Consider the following 17,525-nt stretch of genomic DNA (forward strand, 5'->3'; position numbering starts at 1 on the left):
CCGCGATTCGCCGGTCAACTGCCGCATCGGCCTGTGGATAACCAACCGTACGGCTGAGCGTGGCAAGCCGATCGGGGGGAACAGGCACGGTGGCGGGAGCGCCACGCCAGCCCAGCCCCGGCGTCGGTCACTTGCGGTGAAGCCGTAGATTAGCTAGTACATGTGCCAGCAACGTGGCTGACAACGGTCGTAACCGGACGAGTTCTTCGACTGCCGGAAGCCCGTCGGGTAAGGCGGGAAGATGACATGTCGGGGAGACGAGCAACCCGGGTAAGGTCGCTCTCGACGGGTACGGCAGGGGCCGACGCTGCGCGTCGACACCGGTCGGCCGGTTCCTTCAACGGCAGAGCGGGAAGCCACATGCCCAGCAGTGCGGGTCCATCGATCGACACGATCACCGAGGGAGGACGGGTGACCCAGGTCGGCGAGGGTCAGGAGGCGGACGAAAGCGCTCCTCCGGTTATGACCTTCGGTGCTCCCACGGCCGGTGAAGTCCTCGCCGAGCGGTACGAACTGGTTGAGCACATCAACAACGACAGCGCGGGTCGGCTGGTCTGGCGCGGGGTCGACGTCATCCTGCGCCGTCCCGTCGCGGTGGTGCTGCGCTACCCGGGTGGCGACTCCGCCACCGAGATGCTCCAGGCCGCCGTCGCGGCCAGCCGGGTCATCCACCCCAACCTGGTCGGCGTCTACGACGCGATCGACGAGGCTGAGCGGGCGTACGTGGTGCGCGAGTGGGTCGACGGGCAGTCCCTGCGCGACCTCGCGGCCGACGGTCCACTGGATCCGGCCCGTGCCACCGCGATCGGTAACGCCGTCGCGAGCGCGCTCGCCGCCGTCCACGCCACAGGCATGGTCCACGGCAACGTCCACCCCGGCACCGTCATGATCAGTGACGAGGGCCGGGTGGTCCTGGCCGACGCCCGCACCGACGGCGCGGACAGCCAGGAGAACGACATCCGGGCGGTCGGCGGCATCCTCTACTTCGCGCTCACCGGCTCGTGGCCACACGCCGAGGCGCCGCTGCACGGCGCCACCGCCGGTCACGGGCGGGCCGCCATCCCGGACGCCGTTCGCGACGCCGGAGGTGGCATCGCCGCGCCACGTCAGGTCCGGGCGGGCGTGCCCGCGTACCTGGACGACCTGACAATGGATCTGCTCGACGCCGAGATCGCGCCGCCGTCGTCCGATGTGCTCGCCGCCGAGCTGGCCCGACTCGACGTGCCGGCCGAGGAGGAGCACTACCTCGAAAACAGCGGCCCGTTGCGGTTCGCCGCCGACACCGGCGAAGAGCCGTCGCCGTTGGCCGCCGCCGGTGGTCGCAAGGTCGCCGTGGGCATCGCCGGCCTGCTGGCGGTAGCCCTGGTGGGTCTGCTGATCGGCATCAGCACGCTTGGCGACAAGGACCCGCAGGCCAGCCAGAGCCCCGCGCCGTCGGCAAGCGCCCCGGCCAACGACGCCACTCCGGCCGCCGTCGCGGTCCGCAAGCTGCCCGTGAAGGGTGTTCGGATCATCGACCCGGACAGCAAGAACCGCAGCGAGGTCGGCGGCGCGGAGAAGGTCATCGACGGTGACGAGGACAAGGGCTGGGAGACCGAGACGTACCGCGACCGGCCCAACTTCGGCAACCTGAAGAAGGGCATGGGCGTCTGGATCGACCTCGGCGAGCCGCACAGCGTCAAGTCGGTCCAGGCAGGGCTGTCGGCCACGGGCGCGTCCGCCCAACTCCTCGCCGGCACCACCAACCCGCCGTCAAGTCCCAGCGGCGACAAGCAGCTGGTCGCGGACTACAAGACGCCGATCGGCCAGCCGTTCGAGGATCACGACGGCACCACCATGACGTTCAACGGCTTCGACGCCGACACCAAATACCGGTACCTGCTGTTCTGGATCACCGAGCTGCCGCCGGCCGAGGGTGGTTTCAAGCTGGGGGTGCAGGAGATCACGGTCCAGGGGTCGTGATCCTGGCATCTCCGCCGTGGCACCGCATCCGCAGGACGTGGTGATGGACGGGCGCGCCGCCGCTACCGATCTGGAGCTGCTGCGCGCCCACGTCGACGGCGACGGGCAGGCCTTCGCCGAGCTGTTCCACAGGCACCGCGACCGGCTCTGGGCGGTCGCTCTGCGTACGCTCGGTGATCGTGAAGAGGCCGCCGACGCGCTCCAGGACGCGCTGCTCTCCGCGCATCGGGCGGCCGCTCGGTTCCGCGGTGACTCCGCCGTCACCACCTGGATGCACCGGATCGTGGTAAACGCCTGCCTGGATCGGATCCGTCGCCGGCAGGCGCACCCGACCGTGCCGCTGCCGGACGGCAACCGGGCGGGGGACGGCTCGGGCATCGGGGGGATCGAGCCGGTCGCGCCCGCACCGGACCACGAGACCGCGCTTGTGGTCCGCGAGGCGTTGGCCGCGCTGCCCCTCGAGCAACGTGCCGCGCTGGTGCTCGTGGACGTGCAGGGCTACCCGGTCGCCGAGGTGGCCCGGATCCTCGGTGTCGCCGAGGGGACGGTGAAGAGTCGGTGCGCCCGGGGGCGGGCGCGGCTGGCCGTGCTGCTCGGGCACCTTCGGCCCGCCGGCACCTCGCCGCCGTCGGCCCGCCCGGACCCGACCGGCCCGACCAGGGAGGTGCCGGGCGTCACGCCGGGGAACCCAGGCCCGGTCGAGGGCGTCGGATCGGGGTCGGTGCGATACCGGCGGGACGCCAACCAGGAGGACACGTGACGACCGAGGGGTTCCGGGAGGTCGACGACGATCTCCTCGCTGACTACCTCGGCGGGGCGTTGGACGGCACCCCGCAGCAGGAGGAGGTCGCCCGGCTGGTGTCCACGGACCCGGCCTGGACCGAGGCGTACGCGCTGCTGGCCCCCTCGCTCGCGGAGGTCCGCGCGGACCTGGGCCGCTGGGCCGAGCCGTCGCCGCGGATGCCGCAGGCGATCACCGACCGTCTCGTCGCCGCGCTTGTCGACGCGGGGCCGTCGGTCGCGGACACCGCGACCGACGAGGACACCGCCGACGTCGACCGCCCCACGACATCGCCTGTCGTGCCGGTGCAGGGCGGGTCCCGTCGGTGGGCGACCATCCCCGCACCGGCCCGTGCTGGTCGCCGGGCGTCCACCGGCCCCGGTCGCCGGCACGGTTGGCTCCGTCGTGGCACGCCGGTGGCCGCCGCCGTGATCGCCGTCGTCGCGGTCGGGCTCGGCCTCGACCAGCTGTCGATGCGCGCGAGCGACGACTCCGGCACCAGCGCCATCAATCGGCCGGTCGTCGCGCCCGCGGGCGACGCGGCGGTCCGCACCACCGGCCCGACACTGCGCAGCGGTACGGACTACACCCCGCAGACCCTCGGCAACGCGCCGGCCGCCGACCGGCAGACCACGTCCGGCCAGACGAGCGGTGCCGTGCCGGGTTCGCAGCCGGGGGTGGGCACCGAGCAGGAGCGACGCTCGTCGCCCGACGGGCCGGACCAGTTGACAAGGCTGACCACCGAGGCCGCACTGAGCAGCTGCCTGGCCGAGGTCGCGGCGGAGCACGGATCCGCTCCACTGGCGGTCGAAATGATCGACTACGCGCGTTTCCAAGGCGAGCAGACGCTCATCATCCGATTTACCGACGCGACCGGGGCCCGCTGGGCCTGGGTGAGCGGCCCGGAGTGCGGAGTGCCGGGGTCCGGCGCGGACAGCCGGTATTCGGCGCGGGTAGGGTGAATCCACGGTCATCGGCACGATGAGCACCCACGTGACCTGACCCACCAGATGCCCGTCTCGGGAATCCACGCTTCGTACGATGACGTTCTGGAAGTCAGCTGTCGACCCCACCCAGGCGTCGGCAACTCGGATCAGCACCGGTGCGCTCACCGACGCTGAACACACACACTCGGGAGACGGCAGTGGACGAGGTCCGCAACCTGATCATCATCGGCTCCGGGCCGGCCGGTTACACCGCGGCGGTCTACGCCGCACGCGCCAACCTGAAGCCACTGATCATTGAGGGCGTGCAGTCCGGTGGCGCGCTGATGACCACCACCGAGGTGGAAAACTTCCCCGGCTTCGCCGACGGCATCCTCGGCCCCGAGCTGATGGACAACATGCGTAAGCAGGCCGAGCGGTTCGGTGCCGAGTTCCTCACCGACGACGTGACCCGGGTCGAGCTGGTGGACACCGGCGACGCCGGTTCCGGCGCGGTGAGCACCGTCTGGGTCGGCGAGACCGCGTACCGGGCCCGATCCATCATCCTCTCCACCGGTTCGGCCTGGCGTCCGCTGGGCGTGCCCGGCGAGCAGGAATACCTGGGCCACGGCGTCTCCTCCTGCGCCACCTGCGACGGCTTCTTCTTCCGCAACCAGCACATCGTCGTCGTCGGCGGCGGCGACTCGGCGATGGAGGAGGCCAGCTTCCTCACCCGCTTCGCGGAGTCGGTCACGATCATCCACCGCCGCGACTCGTTCCGGGCCAGCAAGATCATGGCGGAGCGGGCGTTGGGCAACGAGAAGATCAAGGTCGAGTGGAACAGCACCGTCGAGGAGATCCTCGGCGACGACGGCAAGGTCACCGGCGTACGGGTCCGCAACGTGCACACAGGTGACACCAAGGTGCTGGACGTGACAGGCGTGTTCGTGGCCATCGGTCACGACCCCCGCAGCGAACTCTTCCGTGGTCAGGTCGAGATGGACGACGAGGGCTACGTCAAGGTCCAGGCCCCCGGCACCCGCACCAACGTCCCCGGCGTCTTCGCCGCCGGTGACGTGGTCGACCACACCTACCGTCAGGCGATCACCGCGGCCGGCACCGGCTGTGCCGCGGCGCTCGACGCCGAACGGTTCATCGCGACGCTCAGCTGAAACAGGAAACACATCCCGGAGGAGGGGCACAGTGGGAAATACCAAGGCGGTCACCGACAAGAGCTTCGTCGCTGACGTGCTGCAGGCCGACAAGCCGGTTCTGGTGGACTTCTGGGCCGAGTGGTGCGGTCCGTGCCGCAAGGTGTCGCCGCTGCTCGAGGAGATCGCCGGCGAGATGGGCGACCGGGTCAGCATCGTCAAACTCAACATCGACGAGAACCCGGAAACCGCACGCGCCTACCGGGTGATGTCGGTGCCGACGCTCACCGTGTTCAAGAACGGCCAGCCGGTGCAGTCCATCGCCGGCGCCAAGCCGAAGGGCGAGCTGGTCCGACTCATCGAATCGGCTCTCTGACCAGCAGGAACATCCACCGAACCCCGCCCCGCTCGTCGGGTGCGGGGTTCGGTGTCTTTCCGGCAGCTGTCTTTCCGGCCGCGCCGCTCGACGTTTTTCCCGGCCACGCCACCTCGCCGCCCCGGAACGCATAGCCTCAACCCTGGGCCGCCCGGCCAGCCAGTGTCGTGCAGAGGGGGTCGTGCCGTGCGTCCGATCCGATCCGGTGACCGGGGCCCCGCGGTCACGGAGATCCGCAGCATCCTGACCGGCCTCGACCTGCTCACCACCGCGGGACCGGCCACCGACGAGTTCGACCTCGACACCGAGCGGGCGGTCCGCGCGTTCCAGCAGTCCCGGGGCCTCAGCGTGGACGGCCGGGTCGGCGCGGAAACCTGGCGCGCCCTGGATGCCGCCCGTTGGCGGCTCGGCGCCCGCACCCTCTACCACGCGGTCCCCGACCCGCTCAGCGGCGAGGACGTCCGGTCACTGCAGGAGCGGCTGCTGGAGATGGGGTACGACGTGGGCCGGGCGGACGCCGTCTACGGCATCCGGACGTCCCGCGCGGTGGCCCAGTTCCAGCGCGAGGTCGGCCTCACCCCCGACGGGTCCTGCGGCCCGCACACGATGAACGCGTTGCGCCGGATCGGCCGCAAGGTGGTCGGTGGCCGACCCCAGTGGCTGCGCGAATCCGACGCGATCCGGCAGTCCGGGCCCGCGCTGGTCGGCAAGACGGTGGTCGTCGACCCCGGGCACGGGGGCACCGATCCCGGGATGGTGGTGCCCGACGGGTCGCTGCGCTGGACGGAGGCGGACCTGGTTCATGACCTGGCCAGCCGGCTGGAAGGGCGGCTCGCCGCGACCGGGGTACGGGTGCAGCTCACCCGCGGGCCGTCGCCCGACAGGTGCCTACCGGACACCGACCGGGCACTGCTGGCCAACTCGCTGGGCGCCGACGTGTTCATCTCGTTGCACCTGGACGGCCACGCCAACCCCGATGCGGAGGGCGTCGCCACCTACCACTACGGCACCGACAACGGCGTGACGTCGGCGACCGGTGAGCGCCTGGCCGGGCTGGTGCAGCGGGAGATCGTCGCCCGGACGGGCCTCCGGGACTGCCGTACCCACGCCAAGACCTGGGACCTGCTGCGGCTGACGCGGATGCCGGCCGTCCGGGTCGAGGTCGGCTACCTCACCTCGCCCACGGACCGCGCCCAACTTGTCGATCCCCGTTTCCGTGACCGGGTCGTGGAGGCGATCGTGGCGGCGGTGCAGCGGATGTACTACCCGATCGAGCGGGACGTGCCCACCGGCTCGCTGGACGTCAGCGAACTGCGTGCCGTCGTGACCGCCGGCACGGTGGTCGACTGATCCGCCGGTTCGGCGATCAGGTGTTCGTGGAGCGGGTGGCCGGAGCGGGGCGGACCGGACGGAGCAGGGTCTCCGGGCTCATCGAGCCGAGCAACTTCTCCAGCGCGTACTCGACGTCGGACTTCCAGCTCAGCGCGGTCCGCAGCTCAAGGCGCAGCCGGGGGAAGCGCGGATGCGGACGTACGGTCTTGAACCCCACCGAGAGGAAGAAGTCGACGGGTGCCACGCAGCCGCCCACGGGGTCGTCCGCGTCGCCGAACTTGGCGTCGCCGAACGCCTCGATGGCCTTGATCCCCCGCTTGGTCAGGTCCCGGGCGACGCCCTGCACCAGCATCCGGCCCAACCCGCCACCGGCGAACGCGGCGACCACGTTTGCGGTCATCAGCAGTGCCGCGTCCGCGGAGACCGGCGAGGTCGGGAACGCCATCGAGCGGGGCACGTAGGCGGGCGGCGCGTACGTCACGAAACCCGCGGGCATGCCGTCGACGTACGCGAGCTTGCCGCAGGAGCCCCACTCCAGCAGCGTCTGGGAGACCCACGCCTCCTTCTCCAAGCCCGGATCGCCGGCGGCGCAGGCCCGGTCGGCGGAGACCGGATCAAGCTCCCAGTAGACGCACTGCCGGCACGGGCGAGGAACGTCTTCCAACGTGTCGAGGGTCAGGCTGACCAGACGTCGCGACATATGGCGCATCCCCACAATAGGCTCGGTGGTAGGTGCGGCCCGTAACGACAGCGCCGCCTTCCTGCTCCGACGAGCGATCGTACGCCGCCAATCGGCGATCCGGGAGGGGACGCGCAGATGCCCACCTCACCGGGGGACGCCCCGCAGGGTCCGCCATGTGGTCGATCCGTATTTGTGGGGCGGCAGCCTGGTTCTGGCGGACTAGGATCGACAATCGGTGTCCCATCGTCATGGTTGTCGGTGTATGGGGTACCCGGAGCGGTAGCCGCCCGAGCAGCGATCGAGGTGAGGTCATGACCGGCACGACACTCGACGACTACACCGACCGGTACGCCCGGCGGGTACGCGGGATGACCGCCTCCGAGATTCGAGCATTGTTCGCGGTGGCAAGTCGTCCAGAGGTCGTCTCGCTCGCCGGTGGCGCACCGTACATCGCCGCACTTCCGCTGGACGCGGTCGGTGAGATGCTCGGCCGGCTCGGCTCCGAGCACGGCGTCACCACCCTCCAGTACGGCATCGGCCAGGGCACCCTCGAGCTGCGCGAGCGGATCTGCGAGGTGATGTCGCTCTCCGGGATCGACGCCGCGTGTGGCGCCTCCCCCGAGGACGTCGTGGTCACCGTCGGCGGGCAGCAGGCACTGGACCTGGTGGCTCGGCTCTTCCTCGACCCGGGTGACGTGGTGCTGGCCGAGGGGCCGACGTACGTCGGTGCGCTCGGGGTGTTCCAAGCCGCCCAGGCACAGGTCGTGCACGTGCCGATGGACGCGGACGGGCTGATCCCGGAGGCGCTGGAGACGGCCATCGCCGACCTGGCCCGCGCCGGCCGCCGGGTGAAGTTCCTCTACACGATCCCCACCTACCAGAACCCCGCCGGCGTGACCCTCAGCGAGGAACGCCGCGAACGGGTGCTCGACATCTGTGAGCGCGCCGGCCTGCTCGTCGTCGAGGACGACCCGTACGGTCAGCTCGGGTTCGAGGGTGAGGCCCCGGCGCCCCTGCGGGCCCGCCGCCGCGATGGGGTCTTCTACCTCAGCACCTTCTCCAAGACCTTCGCGCCCGGCCTGCGGGTCGGTTGGATCCTGGCGCCGCACGCGGTCCGCGACAAACTCGTCATCGCCAGCGAGGCACAGATCCTCTGCCCCAGCGTCTACGCCCAGACCGCGGTCTCCACCTACCTGGGCACGATGCCCTGGCGGCAGCAACTCAAGGTCTACCGCGAGGTCTACCGGGAACGCCGGGACGCACTGCTCGACGCGATGGCCGACCTGATGCCCGAGGGCACCACCTGGACCACGCCGGCCGGCGGTCTCTTCGTGTGGGCCACCCTGCCCGAGGGCCTCGACTCCAAGGCCATGATGCCCCGCGCGGTCGCCGCCCGGGTCGCCTACGTGCCCGGCACCGGCTTCTACGCCGACGGCACCGGCACCGGCGCGATGCGACTCAACTTCAGCTTCCCGCCACCGGAGCGGATCCGCGAGGGCGTCCGTCGGCTGGCCGGTGTGATGGAGCAGGAGATCGCGATGCGCCGGGTCTTCGGTGCCGTGGGCGGCGCCGCCGGCCGACGCGGCCAGGCCGGCTCCGACGTGCCCGGGCCCGACTTGGCATGATGCCGGCATGGGTACGACCGCTGCCGAGCGCCTCCTCGTGACCGATTCCGCCGTTCCGGCCGACCTACGCGTCGTCGTGCTCGCCGGTGGGCTCTCCTACGAACGGGACGTGTCACTGCGCTCCGGTCGCCGGGTGCTCGACGCGCTGCGCGCCGTCGGCGTGGAGGCCGAGCTGCGGGACGCCGACGTGGCCCTGCTGCCGGCGCTCGCCGCCGACCCGCCGGACGCCGTCGTCATCGCACTGCACGGCGCCACAGGTGAAGACGGATCGCTGCGCGGCGTGCTGGACCTGTGCGACATCCCGTACGTCGGCTGCGACGCCCGTGCCTCCCGGGTCGCCTGGGACAAGCCGTCGGCCAAGGCGGTGCTCCGCGAGGACGGCATCCCCACCCCGGACTGGGTGGCCCTCCCACACGACCGCTTCTCCGAGCTTGGCGCGGTCGCCGTCCTGGATCGGATCGTCGACCGGCTGGGCCTGCCGCTGATGGTGAAGCCCGCACAGGGCGGGTCGGGGCTGGGGGGCGCGGTGGTCCGGGACGCCGCGGCGCTGCCCGCCGCGATGGTGGGCTGCTTCGCGTACGACTCGACCGCCCTAGTGGAGCGGTACGTGCCCGGCATGGACGTGGCGGTCTCCGTGATCGACCTGGGCAACGGGCCACAGGCGCTGCCACCGGTGGAGATCGTGCCGCGCAACGGGGTGTACGACTACGCGGCCCGCTACACGGCCGGGCGGACCACCTGGCACGCTCCGGCCCGGCTGGACCCGGAGGTGTCCGCCACCGTCGCCGACGTGGCCCTCGCCGCGCACACCGCGCTCGGTCTGCGGGACCTCTCGCGGGTCGACGTCATCGTGGACGCCGCCGGCCAGCCCCACGTGCTCGAGGTCAACGTCTCGCCGGGCATGACGGAGACGTCGCTACTGCCACTCGCCGTGCAGGCAGCGGGGCTGGACTTCGGCCGACTCCTCGGCACCCTGGTCGCCCGTGCGGCGACCCGCGTCACCGCCCCCTGACCAACTTCCCATCACCTCGGCGCGGGCCGACCACGAGGCGTGCGCGCTTGCCGCGCGTCGGGACGGCCGCGCCATCCTCATGGTCGGTCCGCGCTCAGGGAGCCGTCCGTACGTCGGATGCGCCCGGGCCGTCGGGAAGCGCGGATGCGGCAGGTGAGGCAACCGCAGTGCCGCCGTCCGGTTCGGCGCCGTCCGGTTCGGCGCTATCGGGGTTGACGCTGTCGGGGTTGGCGCTGTCGGGGTTGGCGCTGTCCGCTTCGGCGCTGTCGCGGGTGGCGCTGTCGCGGGTGGCCTCCGGGGCGGTCTCGTTGGCCGCGCCGGGGGTGGCTTCGACATCGGTGCTGCCCGCCCGGTCGCGACGGGCCGCGGCACCGCCGAGGTCTGTGGATCCGCCGGGAACCGGCTCCTCGGTGCCAACGACGGCGGATGCTGACGTGCCGGATGTGGGCGCGCCGGCTGCTCGGGTTCCGGCCGCTGAGATGCCGGCCGCTGAGATGCCGGTCGCTGAGGTGCCGGTCGCTGAGGTGCCGGTCGCTGAGGTGCCGGCTGCTGCGGTGCCGGATGTTGGGGCGGTGGATGCGCCGTCGGCCGGCTCGTTGGTGGCGGATGCCAAACGAGCCGGTTCACCCGTCGGTTCGGTGTCCGCCGGCGAGTCGGTGTCCGAGCCCAGGACGACGGGATCGGCTGCGGGTGCCTCGTCACCGTCGATCTGACCGGCGCTGGCGGTGAGTTCCGGCGCTGGTTCCGGGGTTTCCTCTGCTGCCTCGATGACCGAGGCTGCTGCCTCCGCCGATGCTGCCTGGGCGGCGGCAGCGGCATCCGCAGCGGCGGACTGGGCCAGCAGACTGGACGGCGCCTGCCACTGAATCCGGGGTGGCTCGGCCAGCGGACGGCCGCCGAACTCGGCGAGCCAGGCGGCGACAAGCGCCAGATTCTCCCGCCACTGCGCCTCGGAGATCGGCGGCAGGATCGAATCCCACAGCGACAGGAAGGTGCCCCGCAGTTGGAGACGGCCGTACGGCCGGGCGAGGAACCACATGTGCAGGTGGGCCGAGCCGTCTCCCCACCGGTTCACGTGCACACGCGCCACACCGTCGAGCGACCTGATGGCTCGTTCCAGCCGCACGGTCATCACGCCCAGCTCGGCGGCGAGCAGGTTCGGCAGGTCACCAAGGTCGAGGTGCGTTCGCGATTCCAGGATGAGCACCATGGGCAGACCGGTGGGCCGGTCCATGGCACGGACCCGCCACCGCTCACCGACCCAAATGTAGGCCTCATCGGGTGCGTTGCAAGCGGTGCATTCCCGGAGACCCTCGCCCTTCCGGGGTGGTTCGACCGGGACCGGATCATCGAGTTGCTTCACGTGGAGGTCCCCCTCGAAGGGAAACGACGGCCACTGCGTGAAGTCCGGGACTGAGGGAGGGGTGTCGTGCACGACGCTGACCCTAACCGAGTCTGGCACCGCTGTCCCTACCTGTTTGACCGCTCCCGACCGACCGGATCAGTGCCCTCGGTCGGACAGGTGTGCCACGTCACCACCGAGCGGCGAACCGATATCCACAGGCTGCCGAGATCGCCAACACAGGCCGTCATCCACAGGCTCGCACCCGCTCTCACGCGCTGTTTCACGTGAAACAGGGGGTGCCTGTGGACAAAGGGTGTGGATAACTTTTCGGCCGGTCGGTCGTTGTCCGCAGGCCGCTGAACCGCGCGGCGACAACCAGTCGACACCGCCGGCTCATCCGCGCCAATCTGCCGTCCTCCGCCGCCGCGAAGGCTGCCCAAACGCGGAGTCGTCGGATGGCGGGTGCCGGGGCGGCGGGCTTCCGGGGCGGCAGGCTTCCGGGGCAGCGCGAGTGCCGAGCTCCCGAGGGCGGCCGTCTCGGCCGCGTCTAAAGGAGCACAAGATCGCGCTCGATCATTGATGTAGTGGCTTCTGCCGTCACCGAGGCCACTACATCCTGGTTCGAGCACGATCATGGCCCAGGTGCCGGGTGCCGGGTGCCGGGTGCCGGATGCCGGGTGCCAGGTGCCGGGTATCGGGTGCCGGGTATCGGGTGCCGGGGTATCGGGTGCCGGGGTATCGGGTGGCCGGGGTATCGGGTGGCCGGGGTATCGGGTGTCGGGTCCACCTGGCGCTGGCTGACCGCCGATCGCCGACAGGCTCCGAGCGTTCCCCGAAGTCGATCTTTGTGCCGAGCCGTAACCCCAGGGGGTGTCTACGCCGACGCCTCGTTGAGAAGGTCGCCGCGCCTCCGCTTGACGAGCGCCAGAGGGTGCAGGCGAGTGCTGCGTCCCTCAAGGGATGTGGGGCTGCACCGATCGTCGGACGACACATCACGCCTCGGCTCGGCGTAGAGGGCGCCCAATCGCGGACCACAGGACACAGGCACAGGTCCCGCCGACATCGAGCACGCTGGCACAGAGCACTCGGACACAGAGCAGCCAGACACAGAGCAGCCGAACCTCAGGGCCCGCAGGCACAGAGCCCACGGACACGCAGGACACGGCCTCATCGACGGACCGATGGTCGATGACCCCTCAGCAGAAGGTGAACCCTTCGGAGTGTCAGGGCGACGGGCACGCGAGGCAGCAACCGAGCGACGACGACGGGACGCGCCGGAGGGCGTCACGTACCGACGGCCGGAGGGCAGAGCGGTCGTTCACGGACCAAGACGCGAGGCGCGGCCGACCGTCCAACCCCAACGGGGAGCCTGGCCGGCGCGGCCACGAAGCAGAGACGAGAGGCGCGCCGGCGTCACGAAACAAAGACGAGAGGCGCGGCCGGCGCAACGAACCAAGGATGGGAGGCGTGGCCGGCACCAGAACCGGAGACGGGAGGCGCGGCTGACCATCACGCACCAACGACTGGAGTGCCCGCTGGGCCTCGACGCCAGCGGCCGGAAGTTTCTGCTCGCCGTCCTCAGACCACCCGCCGAGCCTTGGACCCGGCGGAACCGTCCGTTGCAGCAGCGCGCTCGCGACGACACCAACGATGGAAGACTCGCCGACCAGAGGAGCGCCAGCGACCGGAAGCACCCGCACCGAGCTGGGAAACCAATGACCGGGAGGCAGCAGCCGAACGTCAGGCGGCAGACGAGGGGAGGCAGCGGAGTCGCCGGGGGTCGTATTCGCGCCGAGAGGCCTTCGATGAGGTCTGGGCCAACGGGAGGTCACCCTACGGCGCACGAGGCGGCAGCGGGCCACTCAGCGGCCGCAACGGACCTCATGGTCATTCCGGTGAGTTCGAGAGGTTGCCCACATGGGCCGATCTCCGTTTCACGTGAAACAAGCCCTGCGCGCCGCTGCGGTCGTCGGCCCACCGCGCCGAGGAGGATTGACCGCGTCGACTGACGGACGCCCGAGGGATGGCCCTGACGTTCGATGGCAGGAAATTGTCACGGTCCGCCCCGACCGGCCACCGACCACGAACTCACGCACCAGAGAATCCGCGCTGGACGAGCCTGGAACCGCGGCCGTTTCACGTGAAACACGGCCGGCCGGACGCGGAACGGCCGCGCCACCCGGAGAGGGTGCGCGGCCGTGGGCGAAGGGGGTGCGGGCTCAGTCCCCGCTCTCCTCCTGCTGCACTCCGATGATGCCGACGATCCGCTCCAGGTCGTCCACCGTCGCGAACTCGATGGTGATCTTCCCCTTGCTCCGGCCGATGTCGACCTTTACCCGGGTATCGAACCGGTCGGACAGTCGATCGGCGAGATCGGTCAGGGCCGGCGCGTGCGCCTTCGGCCGGCGCTTCGCGGCTTGGTTCTTCGCCGGCCCATCGTTGAGCGTGAGGGCGACGATCTCCTCGGTCGCCCGAACGGACAGGCCCTCCGCCACGATCCGCAATGCCAACTGCTCCTGCGCCTCGGTGCCGTCGAGGCTCAGCAGGGCGCGCGCGTGCCCCGCCGAGAGGATCCCCGCGGCGACCCGGCGCTGTACCTGGGCCGGCAGGTTCAGCAGCCGGATCGTGTTGGAGATCTGCGGGCGGCTCCGGCCGATCCTGCGGGCCAACTCTTCGTGGGTGGCCCCGAACTCCTCCAGCAGTTGCTGGTAGGCGGCGGCCTCTTCGAGAGGGTTCAGGTTGGCTCGGTGGATGTTCTCGAGCAGGGCGTCGCGGAGCATGGCGTCGTCACGGGTGTCCCGGATGATCGCCGGGATATTCTCCCGCCCGACCGCCTGGGCGGCCCGCCAACGCCGCTCGCCCATCACCAGCTCGTACTTCTCGTCGTCGAGCTGCCGGACGACGATGGGCTGGAGGAAGCCGACCTCCTGGATCGAGGTCTTGAGTTCCTCCAAGGCCTCTTCGTCGAAGACCTGGCGGGGCTGCTTCGGGTTGGGCAGGATCGCGTCGACGGAGATCTCGGCGAATCGCGCTCCCGGTACCGGGCTGAGCGTGGACTCCGGCTCGTGCAGTGTCGCCCCGATGGGCGGCGCCGGGATGGCCGGGGTGCCGGTGTCGTCCGCGTACTCGCTCTCTGGCTCCGCCGTTACGGTCTCGGCGGCACCCGGCACCGGCCCGGTCGGGATCAGCGCTCCCAGGCCCCTACCCAGACCGCCCCGAGGACGGTTCTTCATGCCTCGCCTCCCAGCGACTCGTCCGCACTACGCATTCCGGCCCACCGGCTCCTTGACGCCTCGCTCGGCAATCTCCTGGGCGGCCTCGAAGTAACTCGTGGCTCCCCGCGAACCGGGATCGTAGGTCATCACCGACTGGCCGTAGCTGGGTGCCTCGGAGACCCGGACGTTGCGGGGGATGACCGCCTGGAGAACCTTGTCGCCGAAGTGGTTCCGGACGTCCTGCTCGACGGCGTCGGCCAACCGGGTACGCCTGTCGTACATCGTCAGGAGGATTGTGGAGACGTCGAGCTTCGGGTTGAGGTGTTGGCGTACCAGGTTGATGTTGTTGATCAGCTGGTTGAGCCCTTCCAGGGCGTAGTACTCGCACTGGATCGGGATCAGCACCTCCTGCGCGGCAACGAGGGCGTTGACCGTGAGCAGGCCGAGCGACGGCGGGCAGTCGATGAAGACGTAGTCGAACTCGCCCGGGTAGGCAGCGATGGCCCGGTCCAGGCGCGACTCCCGTGCCACCACCGACACCAGCTCGATCTCGGCGCCGGCCAGGTCGATGGTCGCGGGTACGCACCAGAGGTTGGGGATGCCCTCGACCGCCTGGGCCACCTCGGCCAGGGGGACGCTGTTGATCAGGCAGTCGTAGACGTCCGGGATTCCGGTGTGGTGCGGGACGTTGAGCCCGGTGGAGGCGTTGCCCTGCGGGTCGAGGTCCACCACGAGCACCCGGTTGCCGTGCAGGGCGAGCGCCACTGCAAGGTTGACGGTGGTCGTGGTCTTGCCCACGCCGCCCTTCTGGTTGGCGACGCACATGACCCGGGTCCGGTCGGGCCGAGGCATGGTCACCTCGCCACTGGGATTCAGGATCTGCACGGCGCGCATCGCCTCCATAGCCAACGGTGGGTCATCCTCTTCGCGCGTCGGGGTTTCACGTGAAACGTACGTGGGGTCGGTCGCCACGGCAGCCAACGACTCGGTCGAAGCGACAGGTGGGTCGGCGATCACCGGCGCGGCGTCCCGAACGGCCGCCGCGCTGGGCTGGTGCGGGACCGCCGGCTCGAAGCGAACAGCCCTCGCGCTGTTACGCCGCCCCAATGTCTGCCGCACCTCGACGACATTGGCGGGTCGGGTCGACCCCTCCGATGCCCGTCGAGCCGCCGCCGGGTCCACGACGTCGGGCCCGGTCGGTTGAGCCGTTTGTTCTCCGGCGAACGCCGGCGGATCGCCGTCCGTAGGTCGGGTCGCTGGCCCGGTCGTACCGGGCGACCAGCTCGGGTAGTCGGTTTCACGTGAAACGGGATCGCCTGTCGACCCGGTCACGCGTGGATCGTCGTACCTGCCGTCGTCATGCACCTGTCATCCCTGCCCGCTTCGGATGGTCGGTCCGCGCCCCGGTCAACTTGGCCACACCCACGCTCGCAACCCAGAGCGTACGGCTCTCGGGAGCGGTCGGAGACCCGCGACGTCCGTCGCCCGCTCCACACTATCGACGCGCGGTCAGCCTACGGCGGACGGGCGCGGCCGGTCCACGTCGGGTTCTCATCCCCTCGTCCATCCGTACCGGTACAACGAGGCAACCCACCCGCCGGAAGCCCACGTACCACGAGGTGTCAGCGTCGGCGGGGGCGGCTGCTCCGGGAGCGCTTGGTGGCCGCCACCCGTGCCGGGCCGATCATCCGCTCACGGACGATCTCCACGACGGTGGTGGGCGGATCGATCACCCCGGTCCCACAGAGGCGCACCGCCGGCTCCCCGCCACCGAGTCGCGCCACCACCTCGGCGTGCTCCTCGATCTCCGCGGCCGCGGACGAACCCTTCAGCGCCAGCAGCCGGCCCCCACGGACCGCCAGGGGAAGACTCCAACCCGCCAGACGATCCAGTGGCGCGACCGCTCGGGCGGTCACCACGTCGCCGCTTATCGGTTCCCGGCCGCTCGAGCCGGTGGCCGCCTCGTCCGCCCGACCGCGGAACACCCGCACCGACTTGGCCAGACCGAGTCGTTCGACGACCTCGATCAGGAACGACGTGCGTCGGGCCAGCGGCTCGATCAGGGTGACCGTGAGATCCGGGCGCGCGATGGCCAGGACCAGACCCGGCAGTCCGGCTCCGGAGCCGACGTCGAGAACTGTCGCGTCGGACGGGATCAGCTCGGCGACCGCGGCGCAGTTGAGCAGGTGCCGATCCCAGATGCGAGGTGCTTCTCGGGGGCCGATCAGACCGCGGACCACGCCGTCGGTGACCAACAGCTCGGCGTACGCGGCGGCCAGGTCGAGACGATCGCCGAAGAGGGTGAGTGCGGCCGGGGCCAGTTCCGGCGGCACCGCCGCGTCGGCAGGCGACGGGGCGGAGTCGAGCCGGTCTGATTCGGCGCCGGCCCCTGCGGGTTGGACAGCGGACGGCCCGAGCGGCGTGCCGCCCGGGCCGGTCACGGCGTCGGCCGTGTTGTCGTCGTGGGTCACCCGGTCAGTCCGCCGGCCGTACGACGATGCGCCGGTTCGGCTCCACGCCCTCGGACTCGCTCGCCACACCGGACATGGCGTTGACCACGTCGTGCACGCACTTGCGCTCGAACGCGGACATCGCGTCCAGGCGGACCGGCTCGCCGTACTCCTTGACCTTCTCGACGGCGTTCTTGGCGACCGCGGCGAGTTCCTTGCGGCGGTTCGCCCGGTAGCCGCCGACGTCGAGCAGCAGCCGGCTCGGCGTCCCGGTCTGCCGGAAGACGGCGAGGCGGGTCAGCTCCTGGAGCGCCTCCAGGGTGGCCCCCCGCTGGCCGACCAGGTTCTGCAACCGCTCACCGACGACCTCGACCATCGGGCGCCCAGCGGCGACCAACTCGTCGATGTCGCCGTCGTAGTCGAGGATGTCGAGCAGCCCTTCGACGTAGTCGGCCGCGATCTCGCTCTGCCGGAACAGGTCGCTCTCGCTGACCGCCTTCTTCACCCTGCCGCCGGCAGCGGTGTCGGTGTCCTCGTCGGCAGCGTTGTCGTCGTCGGTCTCGGTGTCGTCGTCACCGTCCACCGCGAGCGTTGCGGTCTCCTCCTCGTCCAGGGACTGCTCGGCGTGGGGGATGCTGGTCTCGGTCACGGTCTCATCTCCGTACTCGCTC

General features: G+C 70.8%; 12 protein-coding genes and 2 pseudogenes. 8 read left to right on the top strand and 6 right to left on the bottom strand.

Annotated elements, in window-relative coordinates; all coding sequences use genetic code 11:
- Window positions 1–360 precede the first annotated feature (360 nt).
- The 6 genes from ACPXBU_RS05690 (at window position 361) to ACPXBU_RS05715 (ending at window position 6,543) form a co-directional block, all read left to right on the top strand.
- Entirely contained in the window at window positions 361–1,962 is a 1,602-nt protein-coding gene (locus ACPXBU_RS05690; protein WP_425756942.1) for a protein kinase family protein, read from the top strand.
- Window positions 1,963–2,005: 43 nt separating this feature from the next.
- Window positions 2,006–2,722: an RNA polymerase sigma factor SigM gene (gene sigM, locus ACPXBU_RS05695; protein ID WP_425757538.1), complete on the top strand. Its 717-nt coding sequence runs from the start codon at window positions 2,006–2,008 to the stop codon at window positions 2,720–2,722.
- Window positions 2,719–3,705: a hypothetical protein gene (locus ACPXBU_RS05700; RefSeq protein ID WP_425756944.1), complete on the top strand. Its 987-nt coding sequence runs from the start codon at window positions 2,719–2,721 to the stop codon at window positions 3,703–3,705. The genes sigM and ACPXBU_RS05700 overlap by 4 nt, the downstream gene beginning before the upstream one ends.
- A gap of 182 nt (window positions 3,706–3,887) precedes the next feature.
- Complete coding sequence (gene trxB, locus ACPXBU_RS05705; RefSeq protein WP_425756946.1) at window positions 3,888–4,838, top strand: thioredoxin-disulfide reductase; 951 nt, start codon at window positions 3,888–3,890, stop codon at window positions 4,836–4,838.
- Window positions 4,839–4,869: 31 nt separating this feature from the next.
- Window positions 4,870–5,193, top strand: a complete 324-nt coding sequence (gene trxA / locus ACPXBU_RS05710) for a thioredoxin (RefSeq protein ID WP_053651673.1) — start codon at window positions 4,870–4,872, stop codon at window positions 5,191–5,193.
- Between the two features lie 186 nt (window positions 5,194–5,379).
- Window positions 5,380–6,543: an N-acetylmuramoyl-L-alanine amidase gene (locus ACPXBU_RS05715; protein WP_393365049.1), complete on the top strand. Its 1,164-nt coding sequence runs from the start codon at window positions 5,380–5,382 to the stop codon at window positions 6,541–6,543.
- 16 nt (window positions 6,544–6,559) lie between these two features.
- On the opposite strand, the gene ACPXBU_RS05720 is transcribed toward ACPXBU_RS05715, so the two are convergent.
- The gene (locus ACPXBU_RS05720; protein WP_393365052.1) at window positions 6,560–7,225 is read right to left on the bottom strand and encodes a GNAT family N-acetyltransferase; all 666 of its coding nucleotides are present in this window, start codon (window positions 7,223–7,225) and stop codon (window positions 6,560–6,562) included.
- Between the two features lie 293 nt (window positions 7,226–7,518).
- Here ACPXBU_RS05720 and ACPXBU_RS05725 point away from each other — a divergent pair, with 293 nt between their 5' ends.
- Window positions 7,519–8,832: a PLP-dependent aminotransferase family protein gene (locus ACPXBU_RS05725; protein WP_393365054.1), complete on the top strand. Its 1,314-nt coding sequence runs from the start codon at window positions 7,519–7,521 to the stop codon at window positions 8,830–8,832.
- Window positions 8,833–8,839: 7 nt separating this feature from the next.
- Complete coding sequence (locus ACPXBU_RS05730) at window positions 8,840–9,844, top strand: D-alanine--D-alanine ligase family protein (RefSeq protein WP_425756949.1); 1,005 nt, start codon at window positions 8,840–8,842, stop codon at window positions 9,842–9,844.
- Window positions 9,845–10,418: 574 nt separating this feature from the next.
- Here ACPXBU_RS05730 and ACPXBU_RS05735 read toward each other — a convergent pair.
- The 5 genes and pseudogenes from ACPXBU_RS05735 to ACPXBU_RS05755 all read right to left on the bottom strand — a co-directional run.
- Window positions 10,419–11,279 (bottom strand): annotated as a pseudogene (locus ACPXBU_RS05735) (hypothetical protein); the annotation flags it as partial.
- A gap of 2,129 nt (window positions 11,280–13,408) precedes the next feature.
- Window positions 13,409–14,254: pseudogene (locus ACPXBU_RS05740) on the bottom strand (ParB/RepB/Spo0J family partition protein); the annotation flags it as partial.
- A 195-nt stretch (window positions 14,255–14,449) separates the two neighbouring features.
- On the bottom strand, window positions 14,450–15,421 hold the full coding sequence (locus ACPXBU_RS05745) for a ParA family protein (RefSeq protein WP_393367011.1): 972 nt from the start codon (window positions 15,419–15,421) through the stop codon (window positions 14,450–14,452).
- Between the two features lie 605 nt (window positions 15,422–16,026).
- A complete protein-coding gene (gene rsmG, locus ACPXBU_RS05750; protein WP_425757540.1) occupies window positions 16,027–16,737 on the bottom strand; it encodes a 16S rRNA (guanine(527)-N(7))-methyltransferase RsmG in 711 nt (236 codons plus the stop codon).
- Window positions 16,738–16,879: 142 nt separating this feature from the next.
- Window positions 16,880–17,503: a protein jag gene (locus tag ACPXBU_RS05755; RefSeq protein ID WP_425756951.1), complete on the bottom strand. Its 624-nt coding sequence runs from the start codon at window positions 17,501–17,503 to the stop codon at window positions 16,880–16,882.
- Window positions 17,504–17,525: the final 22 nt, after the last annotated feature.

It is taken from the genome of Micromonospora sp. DT231 (assembly GCF_049847025.1).
Lineage (GTDB): Bacteria > Actinomycetota > Actinomycetes > Mycobacteriales > Micromonosporaceae > Micromonospora.